The organism is Pseudomonas sp. AL 58 (assembly GCF_036348395.1).
GTDB classification, from domain to species: Bacteria; Pseudomonadota; Gammaproteobacteria; order Pseudomonadales; family Pseudomonadaceae; genus Aquipseudomonas; species Aquipseudomonas defluvii.
Map to the genome: position 1 here is coordinate 63689 of NZ_JAZBQR010000016.1, position 15491 is coordinate 79179.

Annotated in this window: 13 protein-coding genes and 1 pseudogene; 7 read left to right on the forward strand and 7 right to left on the reverse strand. The window is 62.3% G+C overall.

The annotated features are described in order from the left end of the window. Positions 1 to 6: 6 nt before the first annotated feature. From UIA24_RS17395 to greB, 3 genes are all read left to right on the forward strand, one after another. The gene (locus UIA24_RS17395) at positions 7 to 690 is read left to right on the forward strand and encodes an ABC transporter ATP-binding protein (RefSeq protein ID WP_099774037.1); all 684 of its coding nucleotides are present in this window, start codon (positions 7 to 9) and stop codon (positions 688 to 690) included. Next, entirely contained in the window at positions 690 to 3197 is a 2508-nt protein-coding gene (locus UIA24_RS17400) for an ABC transporter permease (RefSeq protein WP_099774036.1), read from the forward strand. Before UIA24_RS17395 ends, UIA24_RS17400 begins: the two co-directional genes overlap by 1 nt. 69 nt (positions 3198 to 3266) lie before the next feature. Then, positions 3267 to 3764: a transcription elongation factor GreB gene (greB, locus tag UIA24_RS17405; protein ID WP_330523432.1), complete on the forward strand. Its 498-nt coding sequence runs from the start codon at positions 3267 to 3269 to the stop codon at positions 3762 to 3764. A gap of 44 nt (positions 3765 to 3808) precedes the next feature. Here the strand turns inward: greB and UIA24_RS17410 are convergent, their stop codons facing one another. Further along, positions 3809 to 4117: a hypothetical protein gene (locus UIA24_RS17410; RefSeq protein ID WP_099774035.1), complete on the reverse strand. Its 309-nt coding sequence runs from the start codon at positions 4115 to 4117 to the stop codon at positions 3809 to 3811. A gap of 370 nt (positions 4118 to 4487) precedes the next feature. On the opposite strand from UIA24_RS17410, the gene UIA24_RS17415 reads away from it, so the two are divergent. The 3 genes and pseudogenes from UIA24_RS17415 to UIA24_RS17425 form a co-directional block, all read left to right on the forward strand. Then, positions 4488 to 5294 carry a TatD family hydrolase gene (locus UIA24_RS17415; RefSeq protein ID WP_099774034.1) on the forward strand — a complete coding sequence of 269 codons (807 nt, stop codon included), beginning with the start codon at positions 4488 to 4490 and terminating at the stop codon, positions 5292 to 5294. Positions 5295 to 5380: 86 nt separating this feature from the next. Beyond that, positions 5381 to 6859 (forward strand): methyl-accepting chemotaxis protein, encoded by a 1479-nt coding sequence (locus tag UIA24_RS17420; protein ID WP_065759416.1) that lies wholly within the window; start codon positions 5381 to 5383, stop codon positions 6857 to 6859. 83 nt (positions 6860 to 6942) lie between these two features. Further along, positions 6943 to 7176 (forward strand): annotated as a pseudogene (locus tag UIA24_RS17425) (terminase); the annotation flags it as partial. Between the two features lie 23 nt (positions 7177 to 7199). On the opposite strand, the gene UIA24_RS17430 reads toward UIA24_RS17425, so the two are convergent. Together UIA24_RS17430 and UIA24_RS17435 are read right to left on the reverse strand one after the other, a co-directional pair. After that, the gene (locus UIA24_RS17430; protein WP_102052588.1) at positions 7200 to 7967 is read right to left on the reverse strand and encodes a CHAD domain-containing protein; all 768 of its coding nucleotides are present in this window, start codon (positions 7965 to 7967) and stop codon (positions 7200 to 7202) included. 18 nt (positions 7968 to 7985) lie between these two features. Then, on the reverse strand, positions 7986 to 8264 hold the full coding sequence (locus UIA24_RS17435) for a hypothetical protein (RefSeq protein ID WP_099774032.1): 279 nt from the start codon (positions 8262 to 8264) through the stop codon (positions 7986 to 7988). A gap of 162 nt (positions 8265 to 8426) precedes the next feature. Between UIA24_RS17435 and UIA24_RS17440 the strand changes: the two genes are divergently transcribed. Beyond that, the gene (locus tag UIA24_RS17440; RefSeq protein ID WP_065759420.1) at positions 8427 to 9464 is read left to right on the forward strand and encodes a patatin-like phospholipase family protein; all 1038 of its coding nucleotides are present in this window, start codon (positions 8427 to 8429) and stop codon (positions 9462 to 9464) included. Between the two features lie 30 nt (positions 9465 to 9494). Here the strand turns inward: UIA24_RS17440 and UIA24_RS17445 are convergent, their stop codons facing one another. The 4 genes from UIA24_RS17445 to kdpB are packed head-to-tail and all read right to left on the reverse strand — an operon-like array spanning position 9495 to position 15490. Further along, positions 9495 to 10193, reverse strand: a complete 699-nt coding sequence (locus tag UIA24_RS17445) for a response regulator (protein ID WP_065759421.1) — start codon at positions 10191 to 10193, stop codon at positions 9495 to 9497. After that, on the reverse strand, positions 10190 to 12844 hold the full coding sequence (locus UIA24_RS17450) for a sensor histidine kinase (RefSeq protein ID WP_102052589.1): 2655 nt from the start codon (positions 12842 to 12844) through the stop codon (positions 10190 to 10192). Before UIA24_RS17450 ends, UIA24_RS17445 begins: the two co-directional genes overlap by 4 nt. A gap of 15 nt (positions 12845 to 12859) precedes the next feature. After that, complete coding sequence (kdpC, locus tag UIA24_RS17455; RefSeq protein WP_099774030.1) at positions 12860 to 13420, reverse strand: potassium-transporting ATPase subunit KdpC; 561 nt, start codon at positions 13418 to 13420, stop codon at positions 12860 to 12862. A 15-nt stretch (positions 13421 to 13435) separates the two neighbouring features. Next, positions 13436 to 15490: a potassium-transporting ATPase subunit KdpB gene (gene kdpB / locus UIA24_RS17460; protein WP_102052590.1), complete on the reverse strand. Its 2055-nt coding sequence runs from the start codon at positions 15488 to 15490 to the stop codon at positions 13436 to 13438. Position 15491 lies beyond the last annotated feature (1 nt).

Genomic DNA, 15491 nt, shown 5'->3' on the forward strand with positions numbered 1-15491 from the left:
TTCTCCATGGGCCCCAGCATTCTCATTGCGCAGAACCTTAGCAAAGTGGTTCCCAGCGCGGAAGGCGATCTGACTATCCTGCATGAACTGTCGCTGGACCTGAAACAGGGCGACAGCCTGGCCATCGTTGGCGCCTCGGGTTCAGGCAAGTCGACCCTGCTCGGCCTGCTTGCCGGCCTTGACCTGCCCAGCGCCGGCTCTGTCACCCTGGCCGGGCATGATCTTGGCAGCCTGGACGAAGACCGGCGCGCCCAGGTGCGTGCCGAACATGTCGGTTTTGTTTTCCAGTCGTTCCAGTTGCTAGACAGCCTGAGTGCACTGGAGAACGTCATGCTGCCCCTGGAGCTCGACGGCCGTCGCGACGCCCGCGAACACGCTCGCAGCCTGCTGGAACGGGTTGGCCTGGGCCAGCGCCTGAGCCATTCGCCACGCCAGCTTTCCGGGGGTGAGCAGCAGCGAGTGGCCATCGCCCGGGCCTTTGCCGCAGACCCTGCCGTGCTGTTTGCCGATGAACCGACAGGCAACCTCGATAGCCACACCGGCGAACGCATTAGCGACCTGTTGTTTGAACTGAACAAGGAACGTGGCACTACGCTGGTACTGGTCACCCACGACGAACGCCTGGCCAAACGCTGCCGTCGCCTGATCCACCTGGATGCCGGTCACCTGGTCACCCCCCTGGAGCCCTGATGGCACATCTGTCGTTTTTCCGTCTGCTGAGCCTGGCGTTTCGTCAGTTACTGCGTGATGCCCGTGCAGGCGAGCTGCGCGTGCTGTTCTTTGCCTTGGTCATTGCGGTGACCGCCAGCACCGCCATCGGCTACTTCGGCGCACGCCTGAACGGTGCCATGTTGCTACGCGCCACCGAGTTCCTGGGGGCCGACCTGGTGCTGCAAGGCAGCGCACCGGCGAGTACAGCGCAAATCAACGCCGGTATCGACCAAGGTCTCGAACATGCCCGTGTCGTTGAGTTTTCCAGTGTTATCGCTGCCGACAGCGGTATCCAGCTCTCCAGCGTCAAGGCAGTGGACAACAACTACCCGCTACGCGGCGAACTGCGCAGCGCGGCAGAGCCCTATGCCGCAGAAACACCCGGCACAGGTCCGGCACCGGGGGAGGCCTGGGTTGAGTCACGCCTGCTGGCAGCGCTGAACCTGAAAATCGGCGACAGCATTGACGTCGGTATGAAGAGCCTGCGCATGAGCCGGGTGCTGACCTACGAACCGGACCGCGCCGGCAACTTCTACAGCCTGACCCCCAGGGTACTGATCAACCTGGCCGACCTTGACGCTACCGGCGTGGTTCAGCCCGGCAGCCGGGTCACCTACCGCGACCTGTGGCGCGGCGTACCGGCTGCGCTGAGCGCTTATCAGCAGGCTATCAAACCGGCGCTGGCCGCCCACCAGCAACTGCTGAACTCACGTGACGGCAACCGCCAGATCGGCGGTGCGCTGGGCAAGGCCGAACGCTACCTGAACATGGCCAGCCTGGTGGCCGTGCTCCTGGCAGGCGTGGCCGTGGCCCTGTCGGCCAGCCGTTTCGCCAGCCGGCGCTTCGATGCCAGCGCCCTGCTGCGCTGCCTGGGCCTTTCGCGGCGCCAGGCACTCTCATTGTTCTGCCTGCAACTGGCAATACTTGGCGGCGCTGCGGCCCTCAGCGGCGCATTGCTGGGCTGGCTCGCCCAGTTTGGCCTGTTCCAGCTGCTCAAAGGCTTGCTGCCCAACGAGATTCCACCAGGCGGTATTGCCCCGGCACTGGCCGGCATTGCCACCGGGCTGGTGGCGCTGGCGGGCTTCGCCTTGCCTCCCCTTGCCGCCCTGGGCCGGGTTCCGCCGTTGCGCGTGTTGCGCCGCGACCTGCTGCCCGTCCCACCAAGCAGTTGGCTGGTGTATGGCGCAGCGCTGTTCGCCCTGGGCCTGATCATGTGGCGGCTGAGCCTGGACCTGTTACTGACCTTTGCCCTGCTGGGCGGCGGCCTGATCGCTGCCCTGCTGCTCGGCGGCCTGTTGCTGCTTGGCTTGCGCAGCCTGCGTCGCCTGCTGGCCAACGCACCGCTAGCCTGGCGCCTGGGCCTCGGTCAACTGCTGCGCCATCCGCTGGGCGCGGCGGGCCAGTCACTGGCCTTCGGCCTGATCCTCCTGGCCATGGCGCTGATCGCACTGCTGCGCGGCGAACTGCTCGACACCTGGCAAAACCAGTTGCCCAAAGACGCGCCGAACTACTTTGCCTTGAACATCCTGCCGGATGACAAAGCTGACTTCGCCCACCGCCTGAGCGAGTTCTCCGCCCAAGCAGCACCGCTGTACCCGGTGATTCCCGGCCGCCTGACACACATCAACGGCCAAGCGGTGCAGCAAATCGTCAGCAAGGACTCTACCGGCGATCGCGCCATCCAGCGTGACCTGAGCCTGACCTGGGCAGCCGATCTGCCACAGGGCAACGCCCTCGTTTCCGGTCAGTGGTGGCAGGCCACGCCCCCGGCAGACGCCCTGCCCGGTGTCTCAGTTGAAGCCGATCTGGCCACCAGCCTTAAGCTCAAGCTCGGTGACCACCTGACGTTCAGCATTGGCGGCATGGAACGCGAGGCGCTGGTCAGCAGCCTGCGCACCGTCAACTGGGACAGCTTCCAGCCCAACTTCTACATGATCTTCCAGCCCGGCACCCTGCAAAACCTGCCGACCACCTACCTGACCAGCTTCTACCTGGCGCCTGGCAATGACGCGCAACTCGTGGCCCTGTCCCGCGCCTTTCCGGCGGTGACCATCCTTCAGGTCGACGCCTTGCTCAATCAACTGCGCAGCATCCTTGGCCAGGTGACCCTGGCGGTGGAGTACGTGCTGTTGTTTGTTCTGGCTGCGGGGTTGGCAGTGCTGTTCGCCGGCCTGCAGGCGACACTCGACGAACGCATTCACCAAGGTGCACTGCTGCGGGCACTGGGGGCCGGTCGCCGCTTGCTGACCAAGACCCGACGTATCGAGTTCGGCTTGCTCGGTGCTGCCAGCGGCCTGCTTGCCGCACTCGGCACTGAACTGATCAGCCTGCTGCTGTACCACTATGCCTTTGACTTGAAATGGAGCCCGCATCCCTGGCTGCTGGTACTACCGGTACTGGGCGCTTTGCTGATTGGTAGCGCCGGGGTATACGGCACGCGCCGTGCGCTGAATGCCAGCCCACTGACCGTGCTGCGCGAGGGCTGATAGACTCGCGATGCTCATATCAACAGACCGCTACCTATACCAGGCAATCACCAAGAGACACCCTGCCCCATGAGTCGTTATCGCCCACCGCGCACTGCCGGCACCGCTCTGATCACGCCTGAAGGCGAAGCACGCATGCGCGCTGAGCTACATGAACTGTGGCACGTGCGCCGCCCCCAGGTCACCCAGTCCGTGAGCGAGGCGGCAGCGCAAGGCGACCGTTCGGAAAACGCGGAGTACACCTACGGCAAGAAAATGCTGCGCGAAATTGACAGCCGTGTCCGCTTCCTGACCAAACGGTTGGAGAACCTGAAGGTTGTCAGTGAGCGCCCCAGCGACCCGAACAAAGTGTATTTCGGCGCCTGGGTCACCATCGAGAACGAGGACGGGGAGCAGTCACGATACCGTATCGTCGGCCCGGACGAACTGGACCTGAAACTGGGCCTGATCAGCATCGACTCACCGCTGGCCCGAGCCCTGATCGGCAAGGCGCTGGACGCCGAAGTACAGGTGCAGACACCCACAGGTGAGCAACTCGTTTACATCGTCGAAATCGACTACCCCTGAACACCAGCGCCGCACCTTGAGGTCACGGCGCGGACAAAGGCGGGTCAGGCGCGGGTAATCAGGCCTTGGCGAGCAATACGGGTCAAATGGCCGATGACCTCTGCGGCCTCTTCAGCCGAGGGCGACTGCACCACTGCCAAATCGAAACGGTCATTAGCGAAGCCGCTCAGTGCAACGTTGTGGGCGGCAAACTGGATCAGGAAGGCCGTAGCGCGGCCTTTGCGGCGTGGCCAGCCATCGAGGTAACGCAGGAGTGTCGGTTGATGCTGGCCACCCAGCAGAATACGTGGCGTACGCGCCGCTTGGCTGGCAGGAAGAGGGCTTAGGCAAACACTGGTACGTGGGCAACTCATGGAGTATTTCTCCGCCTCGCAGATCCCGCTGGGCTGCGGTGGGAGGCGTCACCGAACCAGCGTTTTAGCGGTATTCGGTCACCCATCAGGGAGTGTCCTGCGCCCCGCAAGTAGCTGTTTAAATCGGCGCAAGTCAGCATCCTAGAGAAGCGGCGGGCGGGCTGTCAACACACTCAGAAACAAAAAACCTATGAAGCAGGCATGCCTGCTGTGGCATCGGCGGGGTGCCAAGGCGTTCAAGACAGCTGCATCGTCGGCAAGCCAACAGGGATCCGCGCAGAACACGATCAGGCATTGTTGAAAATCTTTGATTTGTTGTTATTTTTCAGCATTTTTCAGGCATATAAAGCCAATACCCCGAGGTAGGACCATGCAACTCATCGACATCGGCGTCAACCTGACCAACCCGAGCTTTGCCGGCCAGCAGGCGGCATTGCTTGAGCGTGCCCAAGCCGCCGGTGTATGTCAGATGCTGGTGACAGGTACCAGCCTGGCGGGTAGCGAACAGGCACTGGAGCTGTGCCAGCAACTTGATGAACCGGGCCTGCGCTTGTTCAGTACCGCCGGTATCCACCCACACGACGCCAGCAGTTGGACAACAGACAGTGCACGGCAACTGCGCGCACTGCTGGAGCAACCACGGGTACGTGCCGTGGGTGAATGCGGGCTGGACTTCAACCGCGACTTCTCTCCGCGCCCACAACAGGAAAAAGTCCTGGAGGAACACCTGAGCCTGGCAGTTGAGCTACAGATGCCCGTGTTCCTGCACGAACGCGATGCCAGCGAGCGTCTGCTGCAGATCCTCAAGGATTTCCGCGATCGCCTGCCTGCCGCCGTGGTGCATTGCTTCACCGGTGAGCGCACCGCGCTGTTCGGCTACCTTGACCTAGACCTGCATATCGGGATCACCGGCTGGATCTGTGACGAGCGCCGAGGCACCCACCTCCATCCACTGATGAGCAGCATTCCCCGCGGGCGACTGATGCTGGAAAGCGATGCCCCGTACCTGCTACCGCGCAGCCTGCGGCCCAAGCCGAAGAGCGGTCGCAACGAGCCGGCCTTTCTGCCCGAAGTGCTCAATGAAGTGGCGCGTCATCGCGGCGAAACCCCGGAGCAATTGGCCGCCCATACCACCGACTGCGCCCGGGCCTTCTTCAACCTGCCAGAGATTGCTTGACGCATATCAAGACTTACCCGTAAAAGCGAAGGCAAAATGATGGCACCTTGCCAAAAATATTTCCGCTCAATCAGAGAAGACCTACCATGGGTGCCTGGCTTAGCAATATCTCCCTGAAGTACAAATTCTGGGCCGTCAACGCTGTCGCCTTCGTCACAACATTGTTTCTGGTGCTGTATGCCGTGCATCTGGAACAACAGGCCCGGGCCGAGGAAGCCCAGAACAAGGCTCAGGTGGAGGCTCGCCTGCTGGCCACCTGGCCTGCCGGTCAGCCTTTGCCCCAGGACCATCGTTATCTGAGCATCAGTGCCGGGCAAACCCCGAGCTTCAATGGTGAAGCCCTACCCGCCCTGAGCGCTGCACAAGGCTGGGTCGAGCTGAACCGTTTCCCAGTGCTGGGTGACAACCCACTGATTGGCGCCCAGGTCATCAGCCGCGACGGTCAACAGGTCGCCGTGCTGGCCCAGGCCCCGAGTCTGATTCAAGTGTTCAGCGACCGCTTCGCCAACTATGCCGTGTGCGTACTGATCCTGATGCTGGCCATGCTCTGCGCCTCGCAACTGCTGATCCGGTTCCTGCTAAGCCAGCTCAACACACTCAAGGACGTGATGCTCCACGTGGAGAAAACCGGTGATCTTTCGGCCCGGGTACCCCTGGCCTGCGGTGACGAGGTCGGGCAGATGGCTTCGGCATTCAACGCCATGCAGACCACCTACCACCGTGTCGTCAACACCGTCGCGCGCACGGCAGCGCAGCTTGACTCCGGCGCCGCACGCCTGGCCACGAGCATGAGCGAGGTACGCCACGGCATGCTCGGCCAGCAAAGTGAAACCGACCAGGCCGCGACAGCGATCAACGAGATGTCCGCCACCGTGTACCACATCGCTCAGCATGCCGGCGCCACACGCGACCTGTCGCAGACTGCCGACACCCTCGCAGGCAGCGGCCAGGAAGTGGTCAGCCGGGTACAAACCTCAATCGCCGGGCTGTCCAGTGGCGTGCAGCAGACCGCTGAGATGATCCACCAGCTTGCCGAAGACAGCCAGAAGATCAACGGTGTGGTGAGCGTGATCCACAGCATCGCCGAACAAACCAACCTGCTGGCCCTCAACGCGGCCATTGAGGCCGCACGTGCTGGCGACCTGGGCCGTGGCTTCGCGGTGGTCGCCGACGAAGTGCGCAATCTGGCAAAGCGCGTACAAACCTCCACCGACGAGATCACCACCATGGTCGCCGCCTTGCAGGCCGGCACCCGCGATGCCGTGGATTTCATGCAGGAAAGCTCGTACAAGGCCGACGATTGCGTCAAGCAAGCGCAAGAAGCCGGTGAAGCCCTGGCCGAAATCACCAGTGCCGTGGCACAGATGCGTGAAAGCAACACCCAGATTGCTGTCGCGGCTGAACAGCAAAGCCAGGTGGCCGAAGAAATGAACCGCGCGGTGGTCAGTATTCGCGACGTGACCGAAGAAACCGTGCAGCAGACCGTCGACTCGGCCACCACCAGTAGCGAACTGGCGACCCTGGCCGGCGAATTGAGCAAAGCCATCGGCCAGCTCAAGCTATAACCTCAATAGAGAGGTCGCATTGGCCCCCCTTCGGGGGCCAAACTATTCTTCAGGTATGACGTAACTGCCTGAGGAGCCTTGCGATGAGCAAACGCCTACCCAACGTGCACGCCTGGCAATGGCGACACTACCACCACCATCCAACCAAACTGGCGCTCCACCTGATTGCCGTGCCGCTGTTCATCCTTGGCACGCTGATGGTGCTGGCCGGCCTGTTCAATGTGGACCTGGGCGTGCTGGCCGTGGGAGTGATCGCCCTCCTCGCCGCGCTTGCCTTGCAACGCCAGGGCACCGCCATTGACGCCAGGCAAAGCGACTCAGGCCATGGCAATTGATCGGCTTAGCGACGTTCCATGTCAGCCAGCAGTTTCGCCAGGCTCTGGTCGGCGCGAATCTCTGCGTCACGTAACTGGTTCTGCCAGTGCGTGACGCAGGGCGCCAGGTCGCCTTGCTGTTCGGCCTGTGACAACCACTGTACCAGGTCGTGCCAGTCGCCCAGATCGCCCTGTACGCCCTTGAGTTGCCGCTGAAGCCGATCACTCAGGCACTCCAGCTGCGGATAGGCCTCGGCACCATAGCGCACCCGCTTGATCAACAAGCGCAAGCGATGACGATCATGGTCAGGGTCGTTGAGCGCCTTATGCACGTCTTTCCATTGCCCCCGCAAACGCTTGTCGATGCGCTGGCTCAAGCGGCGAATCAGCTTCTGACGCTGCGCGGCACGTAAAAACATCGGAAACGCATCAATGATCGCCTGCACACGCTGCAGCTCAGCACTGACAGCTACCTGTGCGAACACCTCGCCCTCTTTCTCCAGGCGCCGCTGGGCAGCAGCATACTGACCACGCTCCAGCAGTTGAGCGGCCAGTACCTCGCGGTCGCGCAACGGGGTTGTCAGCTCGCCCAGTTTGCCAGCGGCATGCTCCAGCTGATCAACCCCGGGCAAGCCCCGCAGGGGTCTTAGCAGGCTACGCAGACGCCGTACACTGATGCGCAAATCATGCAACGCCTCGCTGTCGGTATTGGCCTCAAGGCGCGCCTGACAGGCCATCAAGCGAACCTGCAGGCTCAGCATCTGGACGATTACATGATCAAGCATTGCCGCCATATCCTACTCCTGAGGGGGTCAACGTCCAGCGCGGGATTCACGGATATAGAAGCGGGCTTTCTCGGCTTTGTTGGTACAGCCGTCAAATGCCTCGAACTGTTGCTGGGTCTTGGCACCGGTCAACAGTGACAAAGCCTTAGAGTAGCTTACCGTGCCGGCAAAGCCTTCGGCCTTGGCCAGGTCGAGCTCTTTCCAGGCTGCGTCGAGCTGGGTGGCACAACTGTCGCGATAGGCCGTTTTACCGGCACAACCGCTCAGGGCCAGGGCAATCAGCGGCAGGGTAATCCAAGCTTTCATCAGCAATACCTCAACAAAAAGAAATCAAGTTGGAGACTTCGACGGCACAGCTGTACAAAAGTGCCGCGCTCAGCCTATCGCAGCGCATCTATCGATTGAAGCACAGCTACGATTAGGTGCATTGTTAGACCATTGACGGTCGAATGCCGCCCAGGAGCAACCATGAGTAAACGTGTAGCACTGGTGTTAGGGTCGGGTGGTGCTCGAGGTTATGCACATATCGGCGTCATCGAGGAAATCGAGCGTCGCGGTTACGATATCGCCTGCATTGCCGGCTGCTCCATGGGCGCGGTGGTTGGCGGCATCTATGCAGCGGGCAAGCTCGATGAATACCGTAACTGGATTGAAAGCCTGGACTACCTGGATGTGCTGCGTCTGGTGGATGTGAGCTTCCGTCTCGGGGCGATTCGGGGCGAAAAGGTGTTCGGCCAAATCCGCAAGATCGTCGGAGAGATCAACATCGAAGAATTGCGGATCCCCTACACCGCCGTCGCTGCTGACCTGACCAACCAGCAGGAAATCTGGTTTCAGGAAGGCTGCCTGCACCAGGCGATGCGTGCTTCGGCGGCAATTCCCAGTTTGTTCACACCTGTCGTGCAAGGCAACCGCATGCTGGTCGACGGCGGCATCCTTAATCCGTTGCCGATCATACCCGTGGTGTCGAGCCACTGCGACCTGATCATAGCGGTCAACCTCAATGCAACCAACCAGAAACACTACCAGTTACCGATCATTGAGCGCCCCCCTGCCTTCAAAATGCGCTTTGACCACCTGATCAGTTCGCTGGGTTCGCACCTGCCATTTCGGCGTAAACAGGCCGAGCACCTGATGCAACTGGATCAGGAAATCAGCCCGATCACACCAGCCCCCAACCCTTGGCTCAGCGAAGCCGCCGACCCTGAAGCGCAGCAACCGGCAGCCGCTCCAGAAATCGATGGCGCACCGAAATCCGCCAGCGGCTCCTTCATCATCGATAACGTTGGGCCCGCATCGCTGCTGGACCTGATCAACCAGAGCTTCGAGGTGATGCAGACGTCGTTGGCGCAATACAAAATCGCCGGTTACCCGCCGGATGTACTGATCAACGTTCCGAAACGGGTCTGCCGCTTCTTCGAGTTCTACAAGGCACCGGAGCTGATTGCGCTGGGACGGCAGATCGCCAGCGATACCCTGGACAACTATGAAGGGGAGCGGCGCTAAGCGCGGCTGGCACCTACAAAACCCAGGCGCTCATATCCCGTCTGGACCAATCAATCGATAGCCCACGCCGGGCTCTGTCACGATAAACCGCGGCGAGGTGGGGTCGTCACCCAGCTTCTGCCGTACATGAGCAACCACGATCCGCAGGTAGTGGCTGTCATCGACGTGGGTTGGTCCCCAGATGTCCTTGAGCAGTTGCTGCTGGGTAATCACCCGCCCCGGATGGCTGGCCAACTGCGCCAACAGCGCATACTCCTTACGCGTCAATGCCACTTCTACACCGTCGAGGGTCACCCGACGAAACGCGAGGTCAACGGTCAACGGCCCGAAACAAGGCGCCGATTCCTGGGCTACCGACCGTGGCACCTGACGCAGCAGCGCGCGAACCCGCGCCAGGAACTCCTGGATACCAAAGGGTTTGGTGACATAGTCATTGGCACCCGCATCCAGCGCCTCGACCTTCTGCACTTCGCTGGCCCGTACCGACAACACCAGCACCGGCACCTGGCTCCATTCGCGCAACTCGCGCAGCACGTGCTGCCCATCCATGTCCGGCAGACCGAGGTCAAGTACCACCAGGTCCGGGCGGGTCAATGCCGCCTGGCTCAGCCCTTCGCTACCCGTCGCAGCCTCCACTACCTTGTAGCCTTGGGAGCTGAGACTGATGCGCAGAAATTTACGAATCTGTGGTTCGTCGTCGATGACCAGCAAGGTCGCGGTCTGGGTCATGGCGTGTCGCTGTCCAGTTCAGGTTGGGCCGGGAGCGGCAAGCATAGAGTGATACAGGTGCCCTGGCCATCAATGCCCTCGGCAACCCTTATATGCCCACCGTGGGCGCCGATCATGCCCTGGCAGATCGCCAGGCCAAGGCCGGTGCCCTGCCCGCCACGATCCCCCCGGGCGGCGGTATAGAACATGTCGAAAATCCGTTCACGTTCATTCGGTGGAATACCGGGGCCTTGGTCGCTGACAGCAAAACACAGCATCTTTTCCTCGACCGTTACACACAGTTCGAGTCGCCCGTGAGGGGGTGAAAAGCGTGCGGCGTTTTCCAGTACGTTGATCAGCGCCTGTTCGATCAGTGCCGCATGAACGTACAACAAGGGCAGGTCCGGCGGAACTTCAGCACGCAACTGAAACGGCGCCAGCACCACGCGCAGGCGGTTCAAGGCACTGCCGACGATGTCTGCCGGAGCGACCCAATCGCGGGCCAGCGTCAGCCCACCGTGGCCCAGCCGGGTCATGTCCAACAGGTTCTGGATGTAACGGTCCAGCCGCTCGGCTTCGTCGCGGGTGCCTTCAAGCAACTCACGACGATCTTCCAGAGGGATGGCCTCGCCCAGTGCCAGCAAGCTGTCGATGCTGCCTCGCATGGCGGTGAGCGGGGTACGCAGGTCGTGGGAGACCGAGGCAAGCAAGGCGCTGCGCAGCTGCTCGGTCTCACCGTGCAGACGCGCCGCTTCCAGCTCATCGGCCAAGCGAGCACGCGCCAGCGCCTGCGCCAGTGGCTGGCTCAGGGCCTTGAGCATACGTCGTCGCTGCGGCGTCAGCGTATACCCCTCACGTGGACGTACGCCGAGCAAGGCCAACGGCCCCTCCTCTGCAGACAACGGCCACCACCACCAACGCCCATTGGGCAAGGTGTCGCTGCCAAGCCCGGCAGCCTGATCGTGCTGCCAGGCCCAATCGGCAGCGGCACGTTCATTGTCGCTGAACTGCAATGCACCTCCGCTGGCCACCCGCAGGGCGCCTTCGGCATCACGATCGAGCAGGCACACCTGCAAATCGTGCGGGCTGTCCAGGTACTGACCGGCAGCAGTGAACACCGCTTGGCGATCAGTCGCTGCCGTCAATTTACGCGACAGGCCGAGCAACTGGTTGGTCTGTTCCTGGGTCTCACGCAGCGCCTGTAGCTGCCGACGCTGACGGGCAGCCAGGTTGCCGGTCAAGGCCGCCATCAACAGGAAAAACAATGAGGTCAGGACATCCTCTTCACGTTGGATGCTGAAGGAGAATGTCGGCGGGATGAACAAGAAGTCATAGCTCAGAAACGACAGCACGGCGCAGGCCAGCGCAGGCCCCAGGCTGCTGCGTACTGCCACCAGCAGCACGGCGGCAAGAAACACCAACGAGATGTTCGGCAACGCCAATACACTGGCGACCGCCCAGGCCAGGCCGCTCGCCAACACCGTGGCCAGTAGCGCCAACAGGTAATGCCGCCAGACCCACTCCCCCCGCACAGGCAACCGCACAGGTTCGGGCTGGGTATCCCGGTTGAGCACGTTGACTTCCAGGCCATGGGCTTCGCGCAACAGCCGTGCAGCCACCCCGGCACCAAACAGGCGACGGCGCAGCCGATCACGCGACTGCCCGACCAGCACCAGGCTGGCCCGGCGCTCGGCCGCATGCTGGATCAAGGCATTGGCCACCTCGCCGGCGCGCAGCACCACCACCTCGCCCCCCAGGCGCTCGGCCAACCGCTGAGCAGCCTGCAGACGCTGACGGGCTGTTTCATCGCGCAAGCGGCCATTGTCGACATGCACCAGGCTCCAGGGCAGGTGCCGACGCTGCGCAACGCGACTGGCATGACGCACCAGCCGCTCAGCCTGCGCATCGCCATCGACACCGACCAACAACCGCCCACGCAACGCCGGCGCATCCTGCCCCAGTTTGCGGTAACCGTGTGCCAGATCGGCATCGACCTGGGCGGCAGCCGTCTGCATGGCCAGCTCGCGCAACGCGGTAAGGTTGGTCTGGGTGAAGAAGGCATCGATGGCCGCGCGGGCCTGCTCCGGCACATACACCTTGCCCTCGCGCAAGCGCTCCAGCAGCTCACGCGGCGGCAGGTCGATCAGTACCAGTTCAAAGGCTTCTTGCAGTACCCAGTCCGGCAGCGTCTCGCGCACCTGTACACCAGTGATGCCACGCACGTGGTCATTCAAGCTTTCCAGATGCTGCACGTTGACCGTGGTGTAGACGTCGATGCCGGCCGCCAACAACTCCTGCACATCCTGCCAGCGCTTGGCGTGACGACTGCCCGGCGCATTGCTGTGGGCCAGCTCATCCACCAGCACCAGTTGCGGAGCGGCCTTGAGCAGGCCGTCCAGGTCCATTTCCTCAAGCACTACACCACGGTATTCCGAGCGCACACGCGGCTGCTGGGGCAACCCGCCAAGCAACGCTTCAGTTTCGGCACGACCATGGGTTTCGACCACCGCCGCCACCACCTTGACCCCATGACGCAGCTGGGCGTGTGCGGCTTGCAACATTGCATAGGTCTTACCCACCCCGGGTGCAGCCCCCAGGAACACCTTCAGTCGGCCACGACCGTCACGCGGCAGTTCGGCCAACAACGCATCGGCGCGTTCGGAATCACTCATGGTTACGGCTTGTCCTTATTTCGACGCAGGTGCCAGTCGGTCCAGCGCCATATTGAGGGCCAGGATATTGACCACCGGCGGGCCAACCAGCGGCTGCAGGGTGAACTGCTCGACCAGACCTTGCAAGGCCTGCACCGAAACCTGCCGCGCCGCTGCCACCTTAGGCACTTGATAAGCCACTGCCGCCGGCGGCAGGTGCGGGTCCAGGCCGCTACCGGAGGTGGTCAGCAATGCCAGGGGCACGGGCCCCTGCTGTGCCGTGAAGACACGTGCAGCCGCCTCGCTCACACGAGTAGCCAGTGCCGGGTTGCTCGGCGCCAGGTTGCTGGCGCCACTGGCCACGGTGGCGTAATCCGCCGCCGAAGGCCGTGACTGGAACCAGGCATCACCCTGGAACGCCTGGGCAATCTGCAATGAACCGCGCACCTGCCCCTGATCGTCGCGCAGCAAACTGCCATTGGCCTGCTCGGGGAAAACCACCTGGGCGACACCGGTGACCACCAGTGGGTAAACCGCGCCGGTGATCAGCGTCATCAACAGCATCAGGCTCAAGGCCGGACGTACTAGCGTAGTCATGTTCAATTCCTCGGTTCAGACCAGTTGCAACGCATTGAGCAGCAGGTCGATCAACTTGATCCCGGCAAACGGCACGATCAGTCCGCCCAGCCCATAAATCAGCAGGTTGCGACGCAACAAGTGAGCGGCACTGGCAGCCTTCACCCGCACCCCTCGCAGGGCCAGCGGGATCAGCACGACAATGATCAAGGCGTTGAAGACAATCGCCGACAGGATTGCGCTCTGTGGGCTGGCCAGTTGCATCAGGTTCAGCACCCCCAACTGCGGATAGATGGCAGCAAACAGGGCCGGAAGAATGGCGAAGTACTTGGCCACATCGTTGGCAATCGAGAAGGTGGTCAACGCCCCACGGGTGACCAGCAGCTCCTTGCCCACCTGCACCACATCCAGCAGCTTGGTCGGGTCACTGTCCAGGTCGACCATGTTGGCGGCTTCGCGCGCGGCCTGGGTGCCGTCATTCATGGCCATGCCAACATCTGCCTGTGCCAGTGCCGGTGCGTCGTTGGCACCGTCGCCACACATGGCGACCAGGCGCCCGTCATTCTGCTCCTGACGAATGCGCGCCAGCTTTTTCTCTGGTGTGGCTTCAGCCAGTACATCATCCACCCCGGCTTCAGCAGCGATTGCTGCAGCGGTCAGGGGGTTATCGCCCGTGACCATCACCGTGCGGATGCCCAACTGGCGCAGCTCGGCGAAACGCTCACGAATACCTGGCTTCACCACATCCTTGAGGTGGATGACGCCGAGCAGACGCTTGTCCATGCAAACCAGAAGCGGCGTGCCGCCGCTCTGGGCGATCTTGTCGACTTCCTTGGACAGCGCAACAGGCATCTCCAGACGCTGCATACCGACGAACGCCAGCACCGAGTCCACTGCACCCTTGCGGTAACGGCGTTGCTGGTAATCAACCCCCGACAAGCGTGTCTCGGCGCTGAACGGCACCACGGTCATCGCGTTGGCTTGCGGCTCGCTGAAGTCGTGCAACTGCCGCAGGTATTCGACGATCGATTTACCTTCAGCGGTGTCATCGGCCAACGAAGCGAGCAAGGCGCCTTCGCCCAGTTCACGAGCGCTCACCCCTGGCGCGGCATGCAGGGCACTGCAACGACGGTTGCCGAAGGTGATGGTGCCGGTCTTGTCGAGCATCAACACATGCACATCACCGGCGGCCTCCACTGCACGCCCGGAGCGGGCAATCACGTTCAGCCGCACCAGGCGATCCATGCCGGCGATACCGATGGCCGAGAGCAAGCCGCCAATGGTGGTCGGGATCAGGGTCACCAGCAGCGCCACCAGGAACACCAACGGAATCGCACCGCCGGCAAAATAGGCGAACGGCTGCAGGGTCACCACGACCACCAGGAAGATCAGGGTCAAGCCGATCAGCAGGATGTCCAGCGCGATCTCGTTGGGCGTCTTCTGCCGTTTGGCACCTTCGACCAAGGCAATCATTCGGTCCAGGGTCGACTCACCGGGGTTGCTGGTGATCTTGATCAACAACCAGTCAGAGACCAGCCGGGTGTTGCCGGTAACTGCCGAGCGGTCGCCGCCCGACTCACGAATCACCGGCGCAGACTCACCGGTAATGGCTGCTTCGTTGACAGCGGCGATACCTTCAAGCACCTCGCCGTCACCAGGGATCATCTCACCGGCCAGCACCTTGACCACATCACCCTTTCGCAGCGCCGTGGCCGGTATCACTTCATAGCTGCCAGCGGCGTTACGACGCCGGCAACTGAGGCCCTGGCTACCCGCCTTGAGGCTGTCGGCGCGCGCTTTGCCACGTCCCTCGGCCAACGCTTCGGCAAAGTTGGCGAAAAGCACGGTGAACCACAGCCACAGGGCGATTTGCAGCGCCACATGGGTCGGCACAGCGCTGTCGGGCAACAGGCAGAGCACGGTGGTGAAAACCGCCGTCAGCTCGACCACCAGCATCACCGGCGCACGTTTCAACTGGCGCGGATCAAGTTTGACGAACGCCTGCACCAGGGCTGGCCGCCACAGCGCAGCAAAAGTCGTCCGAGCCTGTTCGGCCGGCACCGCATTCACATCAGGAATCGGCATGTTCATG